This window comes from Paracidovorax oryzae ATCC 19882 (assembly GCF_000687165.1).
Taxonomy (GTDB): domain Bacteria; phylum Pseudomonadota; class Gammaproteobacteria; order Burkholderiales; family Burkholderiaceae_C; genus Paracidovorax; species Paracidovorax oryzae.
Window position 1 is genome coordinate 164336 of the sequence record NZ_JMKU01000013.1, and the last position, 15632, is coordinate 179967.

The 15632-nt window shown below is 69.9% G+C and carries 13 protein-coding genes; 5 read left to right on the forward strand and 8 right to left on the reverse strand.

Features of this window, described 5'->3' with window-relative positions:
• Positions 1–32 precede the first annotated feature (32 nt).
• On the reverse strand, positions 33–845 hold the full coding sequence (locus tag T336_RS0113135; protein WP_019700114.1) for a Crp/Fnr family transcriptional regulator: 813 nt from the start codon (positions 843–845) through the stop codon (positions 33–35).
• A 76-nt stretch (positions 846–921) separates the two neighbouring features.
• On the reverse strand, positions 922–3228 hold the full coding sequence (locus T336_RS0113140; protein ID WP_156957854.1) for a glycoside hydrolase family 98 domain-containing protein: 2307 nt from the start codon (positions 3226–3228) through the stop codon (positions 922–924).
• 279 nt (positions 3229–3507) lie between these two features.
• On the opposite strand from T336_RS0113140, the gene cysK reads away from it, so the two are divergent.
• From cysK to T336_RS0113165, 5 genes are all read left to right on the forward strand, one after another.
• On the forward strand, positions 3508–4425 hold the full coding sequence (cysK, locus tag T336_RS0113145) for a cysteine synthase A (RefSeq protein ID WP_026432896.1): 918 nt from the start codon (positions 3508–3510) through the stop codon (positions 4423–4425).
• Positions 4426–4691: 266 nt separating this feature from the next.
• Complete coding sequence (locus tag T336_RS0113150) at positions 4692–5471, forward strand: endonuclease/exonuclease/phosphatase family protein (RefSeq protein WP_019700169.1); 780 nt, start codon at positions 4692–4694, stop codon at positions 5469–5471.
• A complete protein-coding gene (clsB, locus tag T336_RS0113155; RefSeq protein ID WP_026432897.1) occupies positions 5468–6850 on the forward strand; it encodes a cardiolipin synthase ClsB in 1383 nt (460 codons plus the stop codon). Before T336_RS0113150 ends, clsB begins: the two co-directional genes overlap by 4 nt.
• 25 nt (positions 6851–6875) lie before the next feature.
• Entirely contained in the window at positions 6876–7961 is a 1086-nt protein-coding gene (locus T336_RS0113160) for a lysylphosphatidylglycerol synthase transmembrane domain-containing protein (protein ID WP_035225946.1), read from the forward strand.
• Between the two features lie 76 nt (positions 7962–8037).
• Entirely contained in the window at positions 8038–9771 is a 1734-nt protein-coding gene (locus tag T336_RS0113165; protein WP_026432899.1) for an NAD(P)/FAD-dependent oxidoreductase, read from the forward strand.
• Positions 9772–9788: 17 nt separating this feature from the next.
• Here the strand turns inward: T336_RS0113165 and T336_RS0113170 are convergent, their stop codons facing one another.
• The 6 genes from T336_RS0113170 to T336_RS0113195 form a co-directional block, all read right to left on the reverse strand.
• Entirely contained in the window at positions 9789–10166 is a 378-nt protein-coding gene (locus tag T336_RS0113170) for a YXWGXW repeat-containing protein (protein WP_035225949.1), read from the reverse strand.
• Between the two features lie 117 nt (positions 10167–10283).
• Entirely contained in the window at positions 10284–11870 is a 1587-nt protein-coding gene (locus tag T336_RS0113175) for a methyl-accepting chemotaxis protein (RefSeq protein ID WP_026432901.1), read from the reverse strand.
• A 118-nt stretch (positions 11871–11988) separates the two neighbouring features.
• Positions 11989–12981 carry a tripartite tricarboxylate transporter substrate binding protein gene (locus T336_RS0113180; protein WP_026432902.1) on the reverse strand — a complete coding sequence of 331 codons (993 nt, stop codon included), beginning with the start codon at positions 12979–12981 and terminating at the stop codon, positions 11989–11991.
• Positions 12982–13023: 42 nt separating this feature from the next.
• Entirely contained in the window at positions 13024–13794 is a 771-nt protein-coding gene (locus T336_RS0113185) for a class II aldolase/adducin family protein (RefSeq protein ID WP_026432903.1), read from the reverse strand.
• 160 nt (positions 13795–13954) lie between these two features.
• Positions 13955–14887, reverse strand: a complete 933-nt coding sequence (locus T336_RS0113190; protein WP_026432904.1) for an electron transfer flavoprotein subunit alpha/FixB family protein — start codon at positions 14885–14887, stop codon at positions 13955–13957.
• A gap of 151 nt (positions 14888–15038) precedes the next feature.
• The coding region (locus T336_RS0113195) for an electron transfer flavoprotein subunit beta/FixA family protein (protein ID WP_026432905.1) at positions 15039–15632 on the reverse strand (594 nt) is incomplete at its 5' end.

A 15632-nucleotide genomic window follows, 5' to 3' on the forward strand; every position in this document is an offset into this window, starting at 1 on the left:
GGAACGTGGCCTGCCCGCCCGTGATGCGGTCATCACGCCCGCGCCGCTCCGCGGACCGGGTGGTGGCGCGGCGTCCGGCGGGAGGCGGACTTCGCTGGCGGCCTGCCTGCGGGCGGCACGCCTTCTTCTGCCGCCGCCGCGAACACGCTCTCGCGCAGGGCCTGGAGGTCCAGCACCCGCAGGCCGCCATATTCGACGCGGATGGCCCCCTGGGCCTGCAACGCGGCCAGCGCCTCGTTCACGCGCTGGCGCGACAGGCCCACCAGGTAGCCCAGCTCCTGCTGCGTGATGCGCAGCACATGGCCCACGCCGGGATAGAGCAGCGGATTGAAAAGCGCCGCCAGCCCCCGCGCCACGCGCGCGTCCGGGCTGCCCAGGCGCTCGATCTCCCGCGCGGCGATGAACTGGCCCAGCCGCTCGTTGAGCTGCTGCATCACGAAGCGGTTGAAGCCCAGGGAATGGTCCAGCAGCCAGTGGAAGGTGTCGATCGGCAGCCCGGCCACCACGCTGCGGCGCAGCGCCTGGATGTCGTAGCGGTAGGACTCGCGCTTCACGGCCGTGCCTTCGCCGAACCAGCCGCCGGGCGGCACGCCCGCGAACGTCATGGTCTGCCCCTGGGCGTTGTCGGTGCTCATCTTGAGCAGGCCCTCCACCACGCCAAACCAGTAGGTGACGGGCCGGCCGCGCCGGCACACGAAATCGCCCACCTGCGCATCGCCCACCACCAGCGCATCCATCGCACGGTCGCGTTCGGCAGGTGCGAGGGCAGCGAGCCAGGGGATCCCCTGCAGCTCGGCCGGCGTGGGCCTCCGGCGGCGCTGGTGGAGCGAGAGTTCTTCGGACATGCGCCGAGGATGGTGGAAACGCGGGCCCGGGTGGTTCAGGGGAAACCACGAGGCGGGCGGCTCCCCGCCCCGGCCGTCACTGCCGCAGGACGACGTTGTCGAAATAGACGGGAGCCGGCGCCGCGACCCGCGCCCGGAACTCGATCGTGTTCACCCCTGCCTGCAGTTCCACCGGCAACGCCTGCACCGCCCAATCGCTGACCGAGGGGGTCTGCGCGAAGACGGGCGAGGCGATGCGCACGCCGTTCACGTACACATCGATCGTTCCCACGTCGGCACCTGCCACCGCGTAGCGGGTCAGCAGCTGATAGCTGCCGGCAGAGGGCACCTGGACACGGCCACGCAGGCTCGCGGCACTGCCGGTGCCGAAGTTCACGTAGCCCAGCCCCCGGTAGTTGCGGGCCGCCTCGTTCACCCCGTTGGCGACCACGCGGGCGATGTTGCGGAAATCGAAATGCTCGGCCTCGTACTGGTGCGCTCCGGCATAGACGGGAGGCGCATCGGGCGCCTGGATGACGGCCTCCGCAGGGGCCGTGAGCCGGCCGCCGGCAGGCCCCGAGCAGTTCACCGTCAGGTCCAGCGCCCCGTTGTGCGCCACATCCAGCGTGAGCGCGCCATCCGCCCAGGTGCCGGTCACCTGGCTCGCCGCATGGTCGCCACGGTCCTGGAAGGAGAAGGCCGGCTGCGCGGCGGCGCCCCGGAACACGATCCGGCTCTTCTTCAGCGCGGCATTCTCCGGATCGTAGTTCGTGAGGTAGATATTGACCTTGTCCGGGTACTCCTTCACCACGCCGGTCGTGAAAGGCGGATAGGTCACGTCCAGTCCTGCACAGGTGTTGTACTTGAAGGGAATGCTGCCGCTCGCGGCCTGGCTGGTACGGTAGGGGTTGTAGGTCACCCAGGTGTTCTCCAGGCGGCCTGCATAGATGTCGCCCGTGGCTTCCTGCGGGAACAGCGCGTCGAACTCTGCCACCTTGGCCGCCGGGGTGGGCCAGCGGCTGGCGTATTCCGACTTCTTCACCGTGGTCTGGAACGATTGCGCCACATCGTCCGCCAGCCGCCAGACCGTGGGAATCGCGGGATACCGGCCGGTCTTCTTGGTCCAGCTGTGCTGGTTCAGGTAGGTGCCGTCGCCGTCCATCGCGTACAGCCCGGAAAAAAGCGTTTCCGGCGTGGAGTAGAGCGCCCGGTCGCTGCCCGAGGACATGTCGTTGACGATGGCGATCCGGGTACGGTCGATGACTTCCTTGCGGCCGGGGATGCGCAGCGTGCCGTCGAGGATCTTGCGGTAGATGTCCAGGTGGATGTTCCGGAACTGGGGATAGAAATCCCAGCGCCGCGTGGAGTAGCCGTCGGCTGTCTGCCCGTTGGGCTGGTTCCTGACCATGTCGAGCATGACCAGTTCAGGGCCGTCGAACACGGTCTGCCCGGTCAGCGCCAGGTGCTCGATGAGGTGGGGCGCGCCCGCGGGCACCGGGTACGTGCTGGAGCCGTCGGCGTTGTACCAGCCCGTGCGGTCCGTGCGGATGCCGTAGTTGCCGGCGTAGCCGGACAGGTACATGCCCAGGCTCACGCTCTCGTTGTCGTGGAAGCCGTAGTTCGCGGTGAATTTCTCCTCGATGATGAAATTCTTCGCATACGCCTTGAGCGCGCCTTCCAGCACCGGGCTGCGCTTGACCATGGCCAGCGGGTTGAGTGCCGCCCCCCAGAAGCCGCCGGTGAAACTGACGTCGAGATAGCCTCCGTATTTGTTCGTGAGCTTCAGCAGGTTGGCCCAGTGCTCCCAGCGCCTGTCCGCCGACGGGGAGCAGGTCTGGTCGAATCCCCAGAACTGCTCGGCGTAGTTGAAGCCGAGGAAGTTCGGATAGTCCCGGAAGAACTCGCCGTAGACGGTCGACTCCAGGTCGGCGTCTCCGTCATAGTCCGGGAAATGGGTGAACCCGCCGCTGGACGGCTGGACCATGGCCCACATCCGGTTGTCTGCGGCCACCTTGATCCATGAGCGGGCGGTCTCGATGCCGTTCTCCACCTGCCGCCAGGCGCACTGCGTGGGCGTGGACGCCTTGTCGTCATGGAGGATGGACAGGGAAAGCACCAGCACCGTGTAAGGGCGGATGTCCTGCGGGATGAGATCGATGATCTTCTGGGGATCGGCCGAATTCCAGGTGTCCACGTGTACCAGGAACATCGGTTGCTGCGGCGATACGGGGCGCCGCAGCGATCCCCCCGCGGTGGTGGCCGGGCCGGATGCCTCGGACCTGGCAGAGGCCGCAACCGCAGGCGTGGCAGGGGATTCGCCTCCGCTTCCGCCGCAAGCCGTGAGCACGGCGGCGAGCAGCAGGGACGGGCGGGCGCAGGAGCGCCAGGAAACGATTTTCCGCATGGTTGGTGTATTTCTGTATGGCGGAGACCCGCGGTTTCTGAAAGACGGAATTCCTGCAGGACGGCACGGAGAATATCCGCGCGGCCGCTCGCCCATCCACCGCGGAACGATGAATATTTCTATGCTCCTCTAATTTCCTTCATAAATTAAATTTTGCATATGGCAGGGGCGCCTGGAGTATGGGAACGGCGGCATATCCATATGCGGGCCGTGTCGTTGGAGTGGTCCACAATGGCCCGTTCCCGTTCCTCAGGAACCTTTTTCCACCGTGGAGACGCCATGAAGATCGACAACATCCTGCAGTCCATCGGCAGCACGCCGCACGTGCGCATCAACCGGCTCTTCGGGGCGGGGACGAATGTCTGGGTCAAGTCCGAGCGCAGCAACCCGGGCGGATCCATCAAGGACCGCATCGCGCTGGCCATGGTCGAGGACGCCGAGCGCTCCGGCGCGCTGCAGCCCGGCGGCACCATCATCGAACCCACCTCGGGCAACACCGGCATCGGCCTGGCGCTGGTCGCCGCGGTGAAGGGCTACCGCCTCATCCTGGTGATGCCCGAGAGCATGAGCATCGAGCGCCGCCGCCTCATGCTCGCCTATGGCGCGCAGTTCGACCTCACCCCGCGCGAAAAGGGCATGAAGGGCGCCATCGCCCGCGCGCAGGAACTGGCCGCGCAGACGCCCGGCGCCTGGGTGCCCCAGCAGTTCGAGAACCCCGCCAACATCGACGTGCACGTGCGCACCACGGCGCAGGAGATCCTGGCCGACTTCCCCGAAGGCATCGATGCGCTCATCACGGGCGTGGGCACCGGCGGCCACATCACGGGCGTGGCGCGCGTGCTCAAGCCGAAGTTCCCCCAGCTCAAGGTGTTCGCCGTGGAGCCCGTGGCCTCGCCGGTGATCTCCGGCGGCCAGCCCGCCCCCCACCCCATCCAGGGCATCGGAGCGGGCTTCGTGCCGAAGAACCTGGACACCAGCCTGCTGGACGGCGTGATCCAGGTCGATGCCGAGCCTGCCCGCGAATACGCCCGCCGCGCCGCCCGCGAGGAAGGCCTGCTCGTGGGGATCTCCTCCGGCGCCACGCTCGCGGCCATCGCCCAGAAGCTGCCCGAACTGCCGCAGGGCGCACGGGTGCTGGGCTTCAACTACGACACGGGCGAGCGCTACCTGTCGGTCGAAGGCTTCCTGCCGGCGTGAGTACATCCCCCTGAGGCGCTTCGCGCCTTCCCCCTTCTCTCGCCGTGCTGCGCACGGCGGGAAGGAGGACGACGCCGGTGGCCGGGCGGAGCCCGTTCCACGGCGTCTGCTGGCATGGCCTGCTCCGCGGCCTTCTGATGGGTGAGGCCGTGCGCACGGTCGGCCCGCAGTCCTACAGCACGGCTGTGCAGGGGTCGGAACAATCAGTTGGAACCCCGCGCCGCGGCCGGCGGCCCGTCCGCCATGGCTGCGGTGCCTTTCCACCGATGGCATCCATGGATACCCACGCAGAATCCCCCCCGCCCGTCGCGTTCAAGGTGCTGACCGTGAACGTGCACAAGGGCTTCACCTCCTTCAACCGCCGCTTCATGCTGCACGAACTGCGCGAGGCCGTGCGCGGCGTGTCAGCGGACCTGGTGTTCCTGCAGGAAGTGCTCGGCACGCACCAGCGCCACGCGAACCGCGTGGCCAATTTCCCGCAGGAGCCGCACTATGAATTCCTGGCCGACACGATCTGGGGCCAGTACGCCTACGGCCGCAATGCGGTGTACGACAGCGGGCACCACGGCAACGCGCTGCTGTCCAAGTTCCCCATCGTCCACTACGAGAACCACGACATCTCGGTGAGCGGCCCGGAGCGGCGCGGCATGCTGCACTGCGTGCTGCAGCCGCCGGGGCATGACCGCCAGGTGCATGCGATCTGCGTCCATCTGGGCCTGCAGGAGGCGCACCGCCAGCGCCAGCTGCGGCGCGTGTGCGACCTGGTCAACACCTTCCCCGCCGAGGATCCCGTGATCGTGGCGGGCGACTTCAACGACTGGCGCGGCCGCGCCCACGAGGTGCTGCGCAAGGGCGCGGGGCTGCACGAGGTGTTCGTGCATGCGGGCGGTCGCGCGGTGCGCACGTTCCCGGCCTCGATGCCGCTGCTGGCCCTCGACCGCATCTACGTGCGCAACGCGTCGGTGCATGCACCCGTGGTGCTGCCGCGCAAGCCCTGGCACAAGCTGTCGGACCACGCGCCCCTGGCGGCGGAGATCGCGCTATGACACGGCCGGGCCGCTCCTCGCGCTGGGTGCCGGGCAACCGCTTCGCGCTGCTGGAGAACGGCGAGGCCTTCTTCCCGCGCGTGTTCGAGGCGATCGCCGCGGCGAAGCGTGAAGTGCTGCTGGAGACCTTCATCCTGTTCGAGGACAAGATCGGCCAGGGCCTGCACGCCGCGCTGCTGCAGGCCGCCCGCAACGGCGCCGAGGTGCATGTGCTCGTGGATGGCTTCGGCTCGCCCGACCTCTCAGAATCCTTCGTCGGGTCGCTCGTGGCCGCAGGCGTGCGCTTCCGCATCTTCGATCCGGGCGGGCTGCGCATCTTCGGCCAGCGGCTGAACCTGCTGCGCCGCATGCACCGCAAGATCGTCGTGGTGGACGGCGAGGTCGGCTTCATCGGCGGCATCAACTATTCCGCCGACCATGTAGCGGACTTCGGGCCCGAGGCCAAGCAGGACTATTCCGTCGAGGTGCGCGGCCCCATCGTGGCGCAGATGCGCGCGTTCGCGCGCAGCGTGGTGGACAAGGGCGACAGGAAGGACGGCCGGCGCTCGAACCCGAAGGCCACCTCCAGCGCAGAGCCGGAAGCCGGTGCCGGCACGGTGCACCCTGGCGACGCGGCCCGCCCCCCGTTCCAGGCGGGCAAACCGGCAGAGGGACCGCATGCCGCGGCCGAGCGTCGCCGGTGGCCGTTCGGCGCCCGCGCCGCCGTGGAGCGGCATCCCGCCGCCGGCAATGCCGACGCCATCTTCGTCACGCGCGACAACCACGCCCACACGAACGACATCGAGCGCCATTACCGCGTCGCGCTGCGTGCGGCGCGCGAGCGCGTGGTGATCGCTAATGCGTATTTCTTCCCGGGCTACCGCTTCATCCGCGAGATGCGGCGCGCCGCGCGCCGCGGGGTGGACGTGCGCCTGATCCTGCAGGGCCAGCCCGACATGCCGATCGTGCGGGTGGCCGCGAGCATGCTCTACGACCACCTGATCCGCGGCGGGGTGCGCATCTACGAATACTGCGACCGGCCGCTGCACGGCAAGGTCGCATTGGTGGACGGCGAGTGGTCCACCGTGGGATCCAGCAACCTCGACCCCCTGAGCCTGTCGCTGAACCTGGAAGCCAACGTCGTCATCCGCGACCGTGAGTTCAACGCCACGCTGCACGGGAGCCTCGCTCACCTGATGGAGCACAGCTGCCGGCAGGTCGAGCCCACGCCGCCGGGCCGCTGGGACGGCCTGCGGCTGCTGCGCAGCTACTGCCTGTTCCACCTGATGCGCTGGTTCCCCGCGTGGGCCGGATGGCTGCCGCGCCACGAGCCGGAGATATCGCTGGTGCAGCCCGGCGCGCATGGCGGCGACCCGGGCCACCGGCCGTCCACGACCTGAGCGCGCGGCGCCCGATCGGTCTTCCATGCCCCCGGCCTCGCCCACGCCCGCCCTCCCCCGCGACCATGCCGATGGCGCGCGGCGGCCCGGCGCGAAGAAGAGCCGGTGGCACCGGTTGCGCTCGCAGCGCTGGTGGCCCTGGGCCATGACGCTGGTGACCGGGGCGTTCATCGCCTTCGTCATCACCCTGCTGGTGCGGCAGGCGCGCAACGTGGACTGGGGCGCGGTGTGGGAAGCCTTCCTCGCGCTGCCCACGCCCACGCTGCTGACGGCGGCCGCCCTGGTGCTCGCGAGCCATGGCCTCTACAGCACTTTCGATCTGTTCGGCAGGTACCTCACGCGGCATGGGCTATCGGTGGGGCGGACGGTGGGCATCACGCTCATCGCCTATCCGTTCACCCTGAACCTCGGCTCGATCATCGGCGGGGTGTCGGTGCGCTACCGGCTCTACTCGCGGCAGGGCGTGTCCGTGGGCGCGATCGGCCAGGTGATCGGGCAGAGCATCGTCACCAACTGGCTGGGCTACTTCGTTCTGGCGGGCGCGGTGTTCTGGGCCTGGTCGCCGCAGCTGCCGCAGGGCTGGCACGTCGGACCGCAGGAACTGCGCTGGGCCGGCACCGCGCTGGCCGCGGTCACGGCCGCCTACGTCGTGGCCTGCGCCGTGCGCCACGGCCGGCCGATCGCCTGGCGCGGGCACGACTTTCCCCTTCCGGGCTGGCGCGTGGCCCTGCTGCAGGTGCTGGTGTCCACGGTCAACTGGATGGTGATGGGCGCAGCCGTGTGGATGCTGGCCGGGCGCGATACCCCGTACGCAGCCGCCCTGGCCACGGTGCTGCTGGGCGCCGTCGCGGGGCTGGTGTCGCGCATTCCGGCCGGGCTGGGCGTGCTCGAGGCCGTGGGCACGGCCGTGCTCTCGGCGTACATACCCACATCACAGGCACTGGCAGCGGTGCTGGCTTACCGGGCGCTCTACTTCTTCGCGCCGCTGGGGCTCGCGGCCCTGGCCTTCGGCGCGGTGGAATGGTTCGGGCGCGGCGCGGCGCCGAAGGCGGGAACAGGGGCGAAAGACGGGAGCCCTTCGGCGCAGTCTTCCGGCAAGGCCACCGCCTGACCGCGTTTGCGCGCACAGGCGTATGATCTCTGGCCTTTTTCCCTGCACCGCCCGATGACCACGGGCCGCACGCCCCATGATCCGCCTGTCTGAAATCAAGCTGCCGCTGGCCGCCCTGCCGGCCGACGGCACGCAACATCCCGAGCCCGCGCTGCGCGCCGCCGTCGCGCGCATCCTGGACCTTCCTGCCGGCGACATCGCCCACCTGAACGTCTTCAAGCGCAGCTTCGACGCGCGCAAGCCCGAGCTGCTGGCGGTCTACATCGTGGACGTCGCCCTCGCCGATCCCGGCCACGAAGCCATGCTGCTGGCGCGCCATGCGGGCCGCCCGCACATCCAGCCCACGCCCGACATGGCCTGGAAGCCCGTGGGCCATGCACGGGCCGGCGGCCTGCGCGATCGCCCGGTGGTGGTGGGCTTTGGCCCCTGCGGCATCTTCGCCGCGCTGGTGCTGGCGCAGATGGGGCTGCGTCCCATCGTGCTGGAGCGCGGCCGGGCCGTGCGCGAGCGCACGCAGGACACCTGGGGCCTGTGGCGCCGACGCGAACTGCAGCCCGAATCCAACGTGCAGTTCGGCGAAGGCGGCGCGGGCACGTTCAGCGACGGCAAGCTCTACAGCCAGATCAAGGACCCGCGCCACCTCGGCCGCAAGGTGATGGAGGAGTTCGTGCAGGCGGGCGCGCCGGCCGAGATCCTCTACGCGGCACACCCGCACATCGGCACCTTCAAGCTGGTGAAGGTGGTCGAGACGCTGCGCGAGCAGATCATCGCCATGGGCGGCGAAGTGCGCTTCCAGCAGCGCGTGACCGACATCGCGGTGGATACCGACGCCGCCGGCCGCCGGCACCTGCGCGGCCTGCGCGTGCTGGACCAGGCCACCGGCCAGGCCCACGAGCTGGAAGCGTCGCATGTCGTCATGGCCCTGGGCCACAGCTCCCGCGACACCTTCGCGATGCTGTACGGGCGCGGCGTGCACATGGAGGCCAAGCCGTTCTCGGTGGGCTTTCGCATCGAGCATCCGCAGGGGCTGATCGACCGTGCGCGCTGGGGCCGGCACGCCGGCCACCCGCTGCTGGGCGCGGCCGACTACAAGCTCGTGCACCATGCCGGCAACGGCCGCGCGGTGTACAGCTTCTGCATGTGCCCCGGGGGCACGGTGGTGGCCGCCACCAGCGAGCCCGGCCGCGTGGTGACCAACGGCATGAGCCAGTATTCGCGCAACGAGCGCAATGCCAACGCCGGCATGGTGGTGGGAATCGATCCGGCCGATTACCCCACGGACCCGGCCGCCTTCGAAGCGGCGCTGGGGGGCACGTACGGCGTCGAGGCCCTGCCCGCAGGCCAGGCCCATCCGCTCGCGGGCATCGTGCTGCAGCGGCAGCTGGAATCCGGCGCGTTCGCGCTCGGGGGCGGCAATTACAACGCACCCGGCCAGCTGGTCGGGGATTTCATCGCGGGCAAGGTGTCGCGCGAATTCGGCGAGGTGGAACCCTCGTACCGGCCCGGCGTCACCCTGGCGGACCTGCACGCCGCCCTGCCGGACTATGCGATCGCCGCGCTGCGCGAAGCGCTGCCGGCCTTCGGCCGCAAGATCCAGGGCTTCGACCGCCACGACGCCGTGCTGACGGGCGTGGAAACGCGCACCTCGTCACCGCTCAAGATCGGCCGGGGCGAGGACTTCCAGAGCCTGAACACCGCCGGCCTGTACCCCGCCGGCGAAGGCGCGAGCTACGCGGGCGGCATCCTGTCGGCCGGCGTGGACGGCATCAAGGTCGGTGAAGCTGTAGCCAAAAGCATGCTTGCCCCCTGAGCCGCCTGCGGCGCGGATCAGCGCATCGCCCAGTGCCCCGGCCGCATGTGCCAGCCGCCCGGGCCCGGCTCCCAGCGGTGGGGCACCCAGACCCAGCCCGGCCGCGGCGGCGCGGCCCAGTGGCCCGGGCGCCAGACGTAGCGGCCTCCACCCCATTCCCAGAAACCACCCACCCAGACATGGACCGGCGAGGGGGCGACGGTCACGGTCTCCACGTACGGTGCCGGGGGCGCGGTGGGGGCGACCACCACGGCCCCCTGCTGCTCGACCACGACCTGCCGGGGCGGCGCCACGACACAGCCGGACAGGGCTGCGGCTGCGAGGATCGCCAGGGCGCCTGCGGCGCGGATGCGGCCGGATGCTCGGCCAGGGGATGCGGGATGGGTGAAAGGCATCGTTGGGCTCCATCGGGAAGGAAAACGCATGCCCATTGAACGCGGCCGTATCCCTTCCGCCGACAACCGCCGTGTAAAGAAAAGGAAAGATGGACGAAGCCGCCCGCGCGGCCGTCTTCAGCGCAGCAGCCCCGGCGCCTGGCCGGGCGCGCCCTCGGGCAGCCGGAAGGCGGCCACGAGGTCGGCCAGCTGCTGCGCCTGCATGCGCAGGCCCTGGGCCGCGGCGGAGGATTCCTCCACCAGGGCCGCGTTCTGCTGCGTCATCTGGTCGAGCTGGCTCACGGCCTCGCCCACCTGCCCCAGGCCGGTGCTCTGTTCGCGCGCGGAGGTGCTGATCTCGCCGACGATGGTCGCCACCTGCTCCACGGAGCCCACGATCTCGCCCATGGTGCTGCCTGCCGCATGCACCTGCTGCGTGCCCTCGCCCACCTGCCGCACGCTGTCGCCGATGAGGGCGCCGATTTCGCGGGCGGCCGTGGCCGAGCGCTGCGCGAGGCTGCGCACCTCCGCCGCGACGACGGCGAAGCCGCGTCCCTGTTCGCCGGCCCGGGCGGCTTCCACCGCGGCGTTGAGGGCGAGGATGTTGGTCTGGAAGGCGATGCCGTCGATCACGCCGGTGATGTCGGCGATCCTGCGGGAGGCCTGGGCGATGCCGTCCATGGTGGAGACCACCTGGCCGACGGCGTCGCGACCGCGCCGCGCGACATCGCTGGCGGTGGCGGCCAGGGCGCTCGCCTGCTGCGCCGCGTCGGCGCTATGGCGCACGGTGGCGATCAGCTCTTCCATGCTCGCGGCGATCTCCTCCAGGTTGGAGGCCGTGTGCTCGGTGCGCGCGGAAAGATCGGAGTTGCCCGCCGCGATCTCCGCGCTGGCCCCCGCCACCGAGGCGCTCGCCTGCCGCATGCCCACCACCAGGCCCGCGAGACGCTGCTGCATGCCGCCCAGGCGCTCCAGCAGCGCGCGCACCTCGTCGCGGTTGCCGGCCTCCACAGGCGGGACGGACGATGTCAGGTCGCCCTCGGCGATGCGGTCGGATACGGAAGACGCCCGTGCCAGCGGCACGAGGATGGAGCGCGAGAGCAGCAGGGCGCAGCCCAGGCTCAGCAGCAGTCCCAGCAGGGAGCCGCCCACGAGCAGCACGATGCCCTGCTGCTCGCTCGCCTCGGCCCGGGCGCGGGCCTCGGCCACGCGCTTGCGCTGGTAGTCGGCCATCTCTTCCACGGCGGCCGCATAGCGGTCGGCCGCGGGCCGCAGCAGCTTGCCCACGGCGTCGGACGGCAGCGTCTCTCCGGAGCGGCGGCGCTTGACGAGGTCGTCCCGCGCGGCGCGGAAGCCATTGCCGGCGGTGTCGATGTCCTTGAAGATGCGCCGGGACTCCGCATCCTCGGCCAGCGCTTCGAGCCGCTTGCGGACTTCGGTGGAGCGTGCGGAGGTCTGCTTGCGGTCCGCGTCCACCCGGGCGGTGTATTCGGGGCTGCCGACTTCGAGCAGCGCCTCGGCGCGTGCCGAACTCAGCACCACGATGGAATGGAGTTCGCGGGCCAGCAGCGCCCGCTCGGACGACTCGCCCCCCAGGTCGTCCGCGATGTCCTGGAGCTGCATCAAGCGCCATATGCCGACCCCGGCGGCGAGCGACATGACGAGGCAGACGATGCCGAAGGCGATCGCCAGGCGCAGGGAAAGACGGGTGTGGTTCAGGGTCATGGCGGACGGTACGTGGTTGAGCGAAGCGGACGCCTGCACCGGCCGCTGCGAGGGAAAGCCTCCGGCTGCGGGCCGGCAGCAGCGGCGCATTCCCCCGGCGGGGCTCCGGGCGGCCCCATTACACCACCACGCCGGCCTCCTGGATCACCTTGGCCCACTTGGCGGTCTCCGCCGCGATGAAAGCGTTGCATTCCTGCGGCGACGACCCCTCGGGGAAGGTGCCCATGGCCTGCTCCAGCCGCTGCGACACCTCCGGGCTGCGGATGATGCGCGCCACCTCGCCGGACATGCGCTGCACGATGTCGGGCGGCGTGCCGGCGGGCGCCAGCATCGCGGCCCAGGTGCTGCCGACCAGCGCCGGATAGCCCAGTTCGGCGAAGGTGGGAACGTCGGGCAGCGCGGGCACGCGCTTGTCGCTGGCCACGCCGATGAGGCGGATCTTGCCGGCCTTGGCGGGCTGGATCAGGTTGGGCGGCGGGTCGAGGAAGAGCGGCACCTGCCCGCCCATGAGGTCGGCCAGCGCGGGCGATGCGCCCTTGTACGGCACGTGCACCATCTCCACCCCGGTGACCATGCGCATCAGCTCCGACGTGAGGTGCGCGGCCGAGCCGCTGCCCGACGAGGCATAGCTGATCTTGCCGGGGTTCGCGCGGCCGTAGGCGACCAGTTCGGCCATCGTCTTGAAGGGCGCGTTCATCGACACGGCGGCCACCAGCGGCGACACGCCCATCAGCGAGACGCCCGTCAGGTCCTTCTTCGGGTCGTAGGGCAGCTTGGGGTAGAGCGTGGTGTTGGCGGCATAGGCGGCGATGAACACGCCGAAGGTGTGGCCGTCCGGCGCGGCCTTGGCCACGGCGTCCACCCCGATGATGCCGTTGGCGCCGGGCTTGTTGTCCACGACCACGGGCTGGCCCAGGCGCTGCTGCAGGCCGACCTGCAGCAGCCGCGCCATCTGGTCGGTGAAGCCGCCCGCCGTGTAGGGCACGACGATGCGGATCGGCTTGGTGGGCCAGGTGCCCTGCGCACGGGCCGGTGCCAGGGGCAGCGCGGCCCCGGCCGCGAGGGCCGTGCCGGCGTGCAGGAAGGCGCGGCGCGAGGAAGTGAAGGTCATGCGGTCTGTCTCCTGTCGTGGTATCTGCGGGGCGCCGCCCGGTCAGTTCCGGTAGCCCGGATCGATGCGGTCCAGTCGGCGCAGCAGCCCCGGCCAGGCCAGGCCCGCGCCCTTGCCCTTGGTCACCTGGCGCGACTGCTCGACCGAGGTGGCCACGATCTCGTCGGGAATGCGCGTGAGCGCGCCGCCACCGGCCTGCGCCAGGATCTGGATGCGGCAGGCCGATTCGAGCGTGTACATCGACAGCAGGGCCTCGGGCACGCTGCGCCCGCAGGTCAGCAGGCCGTGGTTGCGCAGGATCAGGAAGCTGGCGTCCCCCAGGTCGGCCACGAGCCGCGGCCGCTCGTCGTCGCGCAGCGCCACGCCCTCGTAGCCGTGGTAGGCCAGCCGCGCGAGCGGAAAGATGGACTGCTGCGAGATCGGCAGCAAGCCACCTTCCTGCGCCGATACCGCCACGCCGTACTGCGTGTGGGTGTGCAGCACGCACTGCACTTCGGGCCGGCCATCGTGGATCGCGCTGTGGATCAGGAAGCCCGCCGGGTTCACGTCGTACTCCGTCGCCATGACGGGCTCGCCGTGGTGGTCCACCTTGACCAGGCTGGAGGCCGTGATCTCGTCGAACAGCATGCCGTAGGGGTTGATGAGGAACTGGTCCGGCTGGCCCGGCACGCGCGCCGAGATGTGCGTGAAGATCAGATCGTCCCAGCCGAAATGGGCCACCAGCCGGTAGGCGGCGGCCAATTCGACGCGGGTCTGCCATTCCTCGGGCGTGACCTGGCTGCGCACGCTGGATGCTTCAGGGACTGCATTCATGGTGAAACCTTTCTTGCGTTCAGGACGGGCGCGCTGGCACGCGCATTGGAGCCGTTGACACGACCCAGCGAAGCGGTTCTGGCCAGGCGCCGTATCGCAGGCAGTACAAGTAGTACGACAAGATGCGGCAACGACGCCAGAAGGGTCGTGTTGGCGGCTCTCAGAGCCGGCCCGCCAGTTCAGGCACGGCGGTGAACAGATCCGCCTCCAGCCCGTAGTCGGCCACGCTGAAGATCGGCGCCTCGGCATCCTTGTTGATCGCCACGATCACCTTGGAGTCCTTCATGCCCGCCAAGTGCTGGATCGCGCCCGAGATCCCCGCCGCGATGTAGAGCTGCGGCGCCACGATCTTGCCCGTCTGCCCCACCTGCAGGTCGTTCGGCGCGTAGCCCGCATCCACCGCCGCGCGGCTCGCGCCGATCGCAGCGCCCAGCTTGTCCGCCAGCGGCGTCATCACCTCGTTGAACTTCTCCGCACTGCCCAGCGCCCGGCCGCCCGAGACGATGATCTTGGCCGCCGTGAGTTCGGGCCGGTCGCTCTTGGTGACCTCGCGGCCCACGAACTGGCTCTTGCCCGAATCCACAGCCGCATCTGCCTTCTCCACCGCCGCCGAGCCACCCGTGGCCGCCGCGGCGTCGAAGCCCGTGGTGCGCACCGTGATCACCTTCACGCTGTCGCTGCTCTGCACCGTGGCGATCGCGTTGCCCGCGTAGATCGGGCGCTCGAAGGTGTCCGGGCCGTCCACCTTGGTGATGTCGCTGATCTGCGCGACGTCCAGCTTCGCCGCCACGCGCGGGGCCACGTTCTTGCCGCCGGCCGTGGCCGGGAACAGGATGTGGCTGTAGTTGGATGCGATGGCCAGCACCTGGGCGGCCACGTTCTCGGCCAGCCCGTCCTTCAGGCTCTCGCCGTCGGCCAGGATGACCTTGGAGACCCCCGCGATCTGCGCGGCCGCCTGGGCTGCGGCTTCGGCGCCCTGGCCGGCCACCAGCACGTGCACGTCACCGCCGCAGGCGGCAGCCGCCGTGACGGTGTTGAGCGTGGCGGGCTTGATCGAAGCGTTGTCGTGTTCTGCAATAACGAGAGAGGTCATTTCAGTCGTCTTTCTCTTGAATGTCAGGGGTACCTGTATCGCCCGCGGCTTTCAGTTCTGGCGCGGCCGATGCGAGGGACACCGAGGAAGGGCCGCCCCGCACCGAGGGTGTCGTCCCCCTGGGGGGATGACGCGTAGCGGCTCAGGGGGGTCAAATCACCTTCGCTTCGTTCTTGAGCTTGTCCACCAGCGTGGCGACGTCCGGCACCTTCACGCCCGCGCCGCGCTTCGGGGGCTCGGTCACCTTCAGGGTCTTCAGCCGCGGCTTCACGTCCACGCCCAGGTCCTCGGGCTTGACGGTGTCCAGCTGCTTCTTCTTGGCCTTCATGATGTTGGGCAGCGTCACGTAGCGCGGCTCGTTCAGGCGCAGGTCGGTCGTGACGATCGCCGGCAGCGTGAGCGCCAGCGTCTCCAGGCCGCCATCGACCTCGCGCGTCACGTTCACCTTGTCGCCATTCACTTCCACCTTCGAGGCGAAGGTCGCCTGCGGCAGGTCCGCCAGCGCCGCCAGCATCTGGCCGGTCTGGTTGGAGTCGTCGTCGATCGCCTGCTTGCCCAGGATGACCAGTTGCGGCTGCTCCTTGTCCACCAGGGCCTTCAGGATCTTGGCCACGGCCAGCGGCTGCAGCTCTTCGGCAGTCTCCACCAGGATCGCGCGGTCCGCACCGATCGCCATCGCCGTGCGCAGCGTCTCCTGGCATTGCGTGACGCCGCAGGAAACGGCGATCACTTCCGTGACCACGCC

Bases quoted from the DNA above. Each gene is read 5' to 3' on its own strand.
- T336_RS0113135 (WP_019700114.1), bottom strand. From the start codon at position 845: ATGTCCGAAGAACTCTCGCTCCACCAGCGCCGCCGGAGGCCCACGCCG.
- T336_RS0113140 (WP_156957854.1), bottom strand. From the start codon at position 3,228: ATGCGGAAAATCGTTTCCTGGCGCTCCTGCGCCCGCCCGTCCCTGCTG.
- cysK (WP_026432896.1), top strand. From the start codon at position 3,508: ATGAAGATCGACAACATCCTGCAGTCCATCGGCAGCACGCCGCACGTG.
- T336_RS0113150 (WP_019700169.1), top strand. From the start codon at position 4,692: ATGGCATCCATGGATACCCACGCAGAATCCCCCCCGCCCGTCGCGTTC.
- clsB (WP_026432897.1), top strand. From the start codon at position 5,468: ATGACACGGCCGGGCCGCTCCTCGCGCTGGGTGCCGGGCAACCGCTTC.
- T336_RS0113160 (WP_035225946.1), top strand. From the start codon at position 6,876: ATGCCCCCGGCCTCGCCCACGCCCGCCCTCCCCCGCGACCATGCCGAT.
- T336_RS0113165 (WP_026432899.1), top strand. From the start codon at position 8,038: ATGATCCGCCTGTCTGAAATCAAGCTGCCGCTGGCCGCCCTGCCGGCC.
- T336_RS0113170 (WP_035225949.1), bottom strand. From the start codon at position 10,166: ATGCCTTTCACCCATCCCGCATCCCCTGGCCGAGCATCCGGCCGCATC.
- T336_RS0113175 (WP_026432901.1), bottom strand. From the start codon at position 11,870: ATGACCCTGAACCACACCCGTCTTTCCCTGCGCCTGGCGATCGCCTTC.
- T336_RS0113180 (WP_026432902.1), bottom strand. From the start codon at position 12,981: ATGACCTTCACTTCCTCGCGCCGCGCCTTCCTGCACGCCGGCACGGCC.
- T336_RS0113185 (WP_026432903.1), bottom strand. From the start codon at position 13,794: ATGAATGCAGTCCCTGAAGCATCCAGCGTGCGCAGCCAGGTCACGCCC.
- T336_RS0113190 (WP_026432904.1), bottom strand. From the start codon at position 14,887: ATGACCTCTCTCGTTATTGCAGAACACGACAACGCTTCGATCAAGCCC.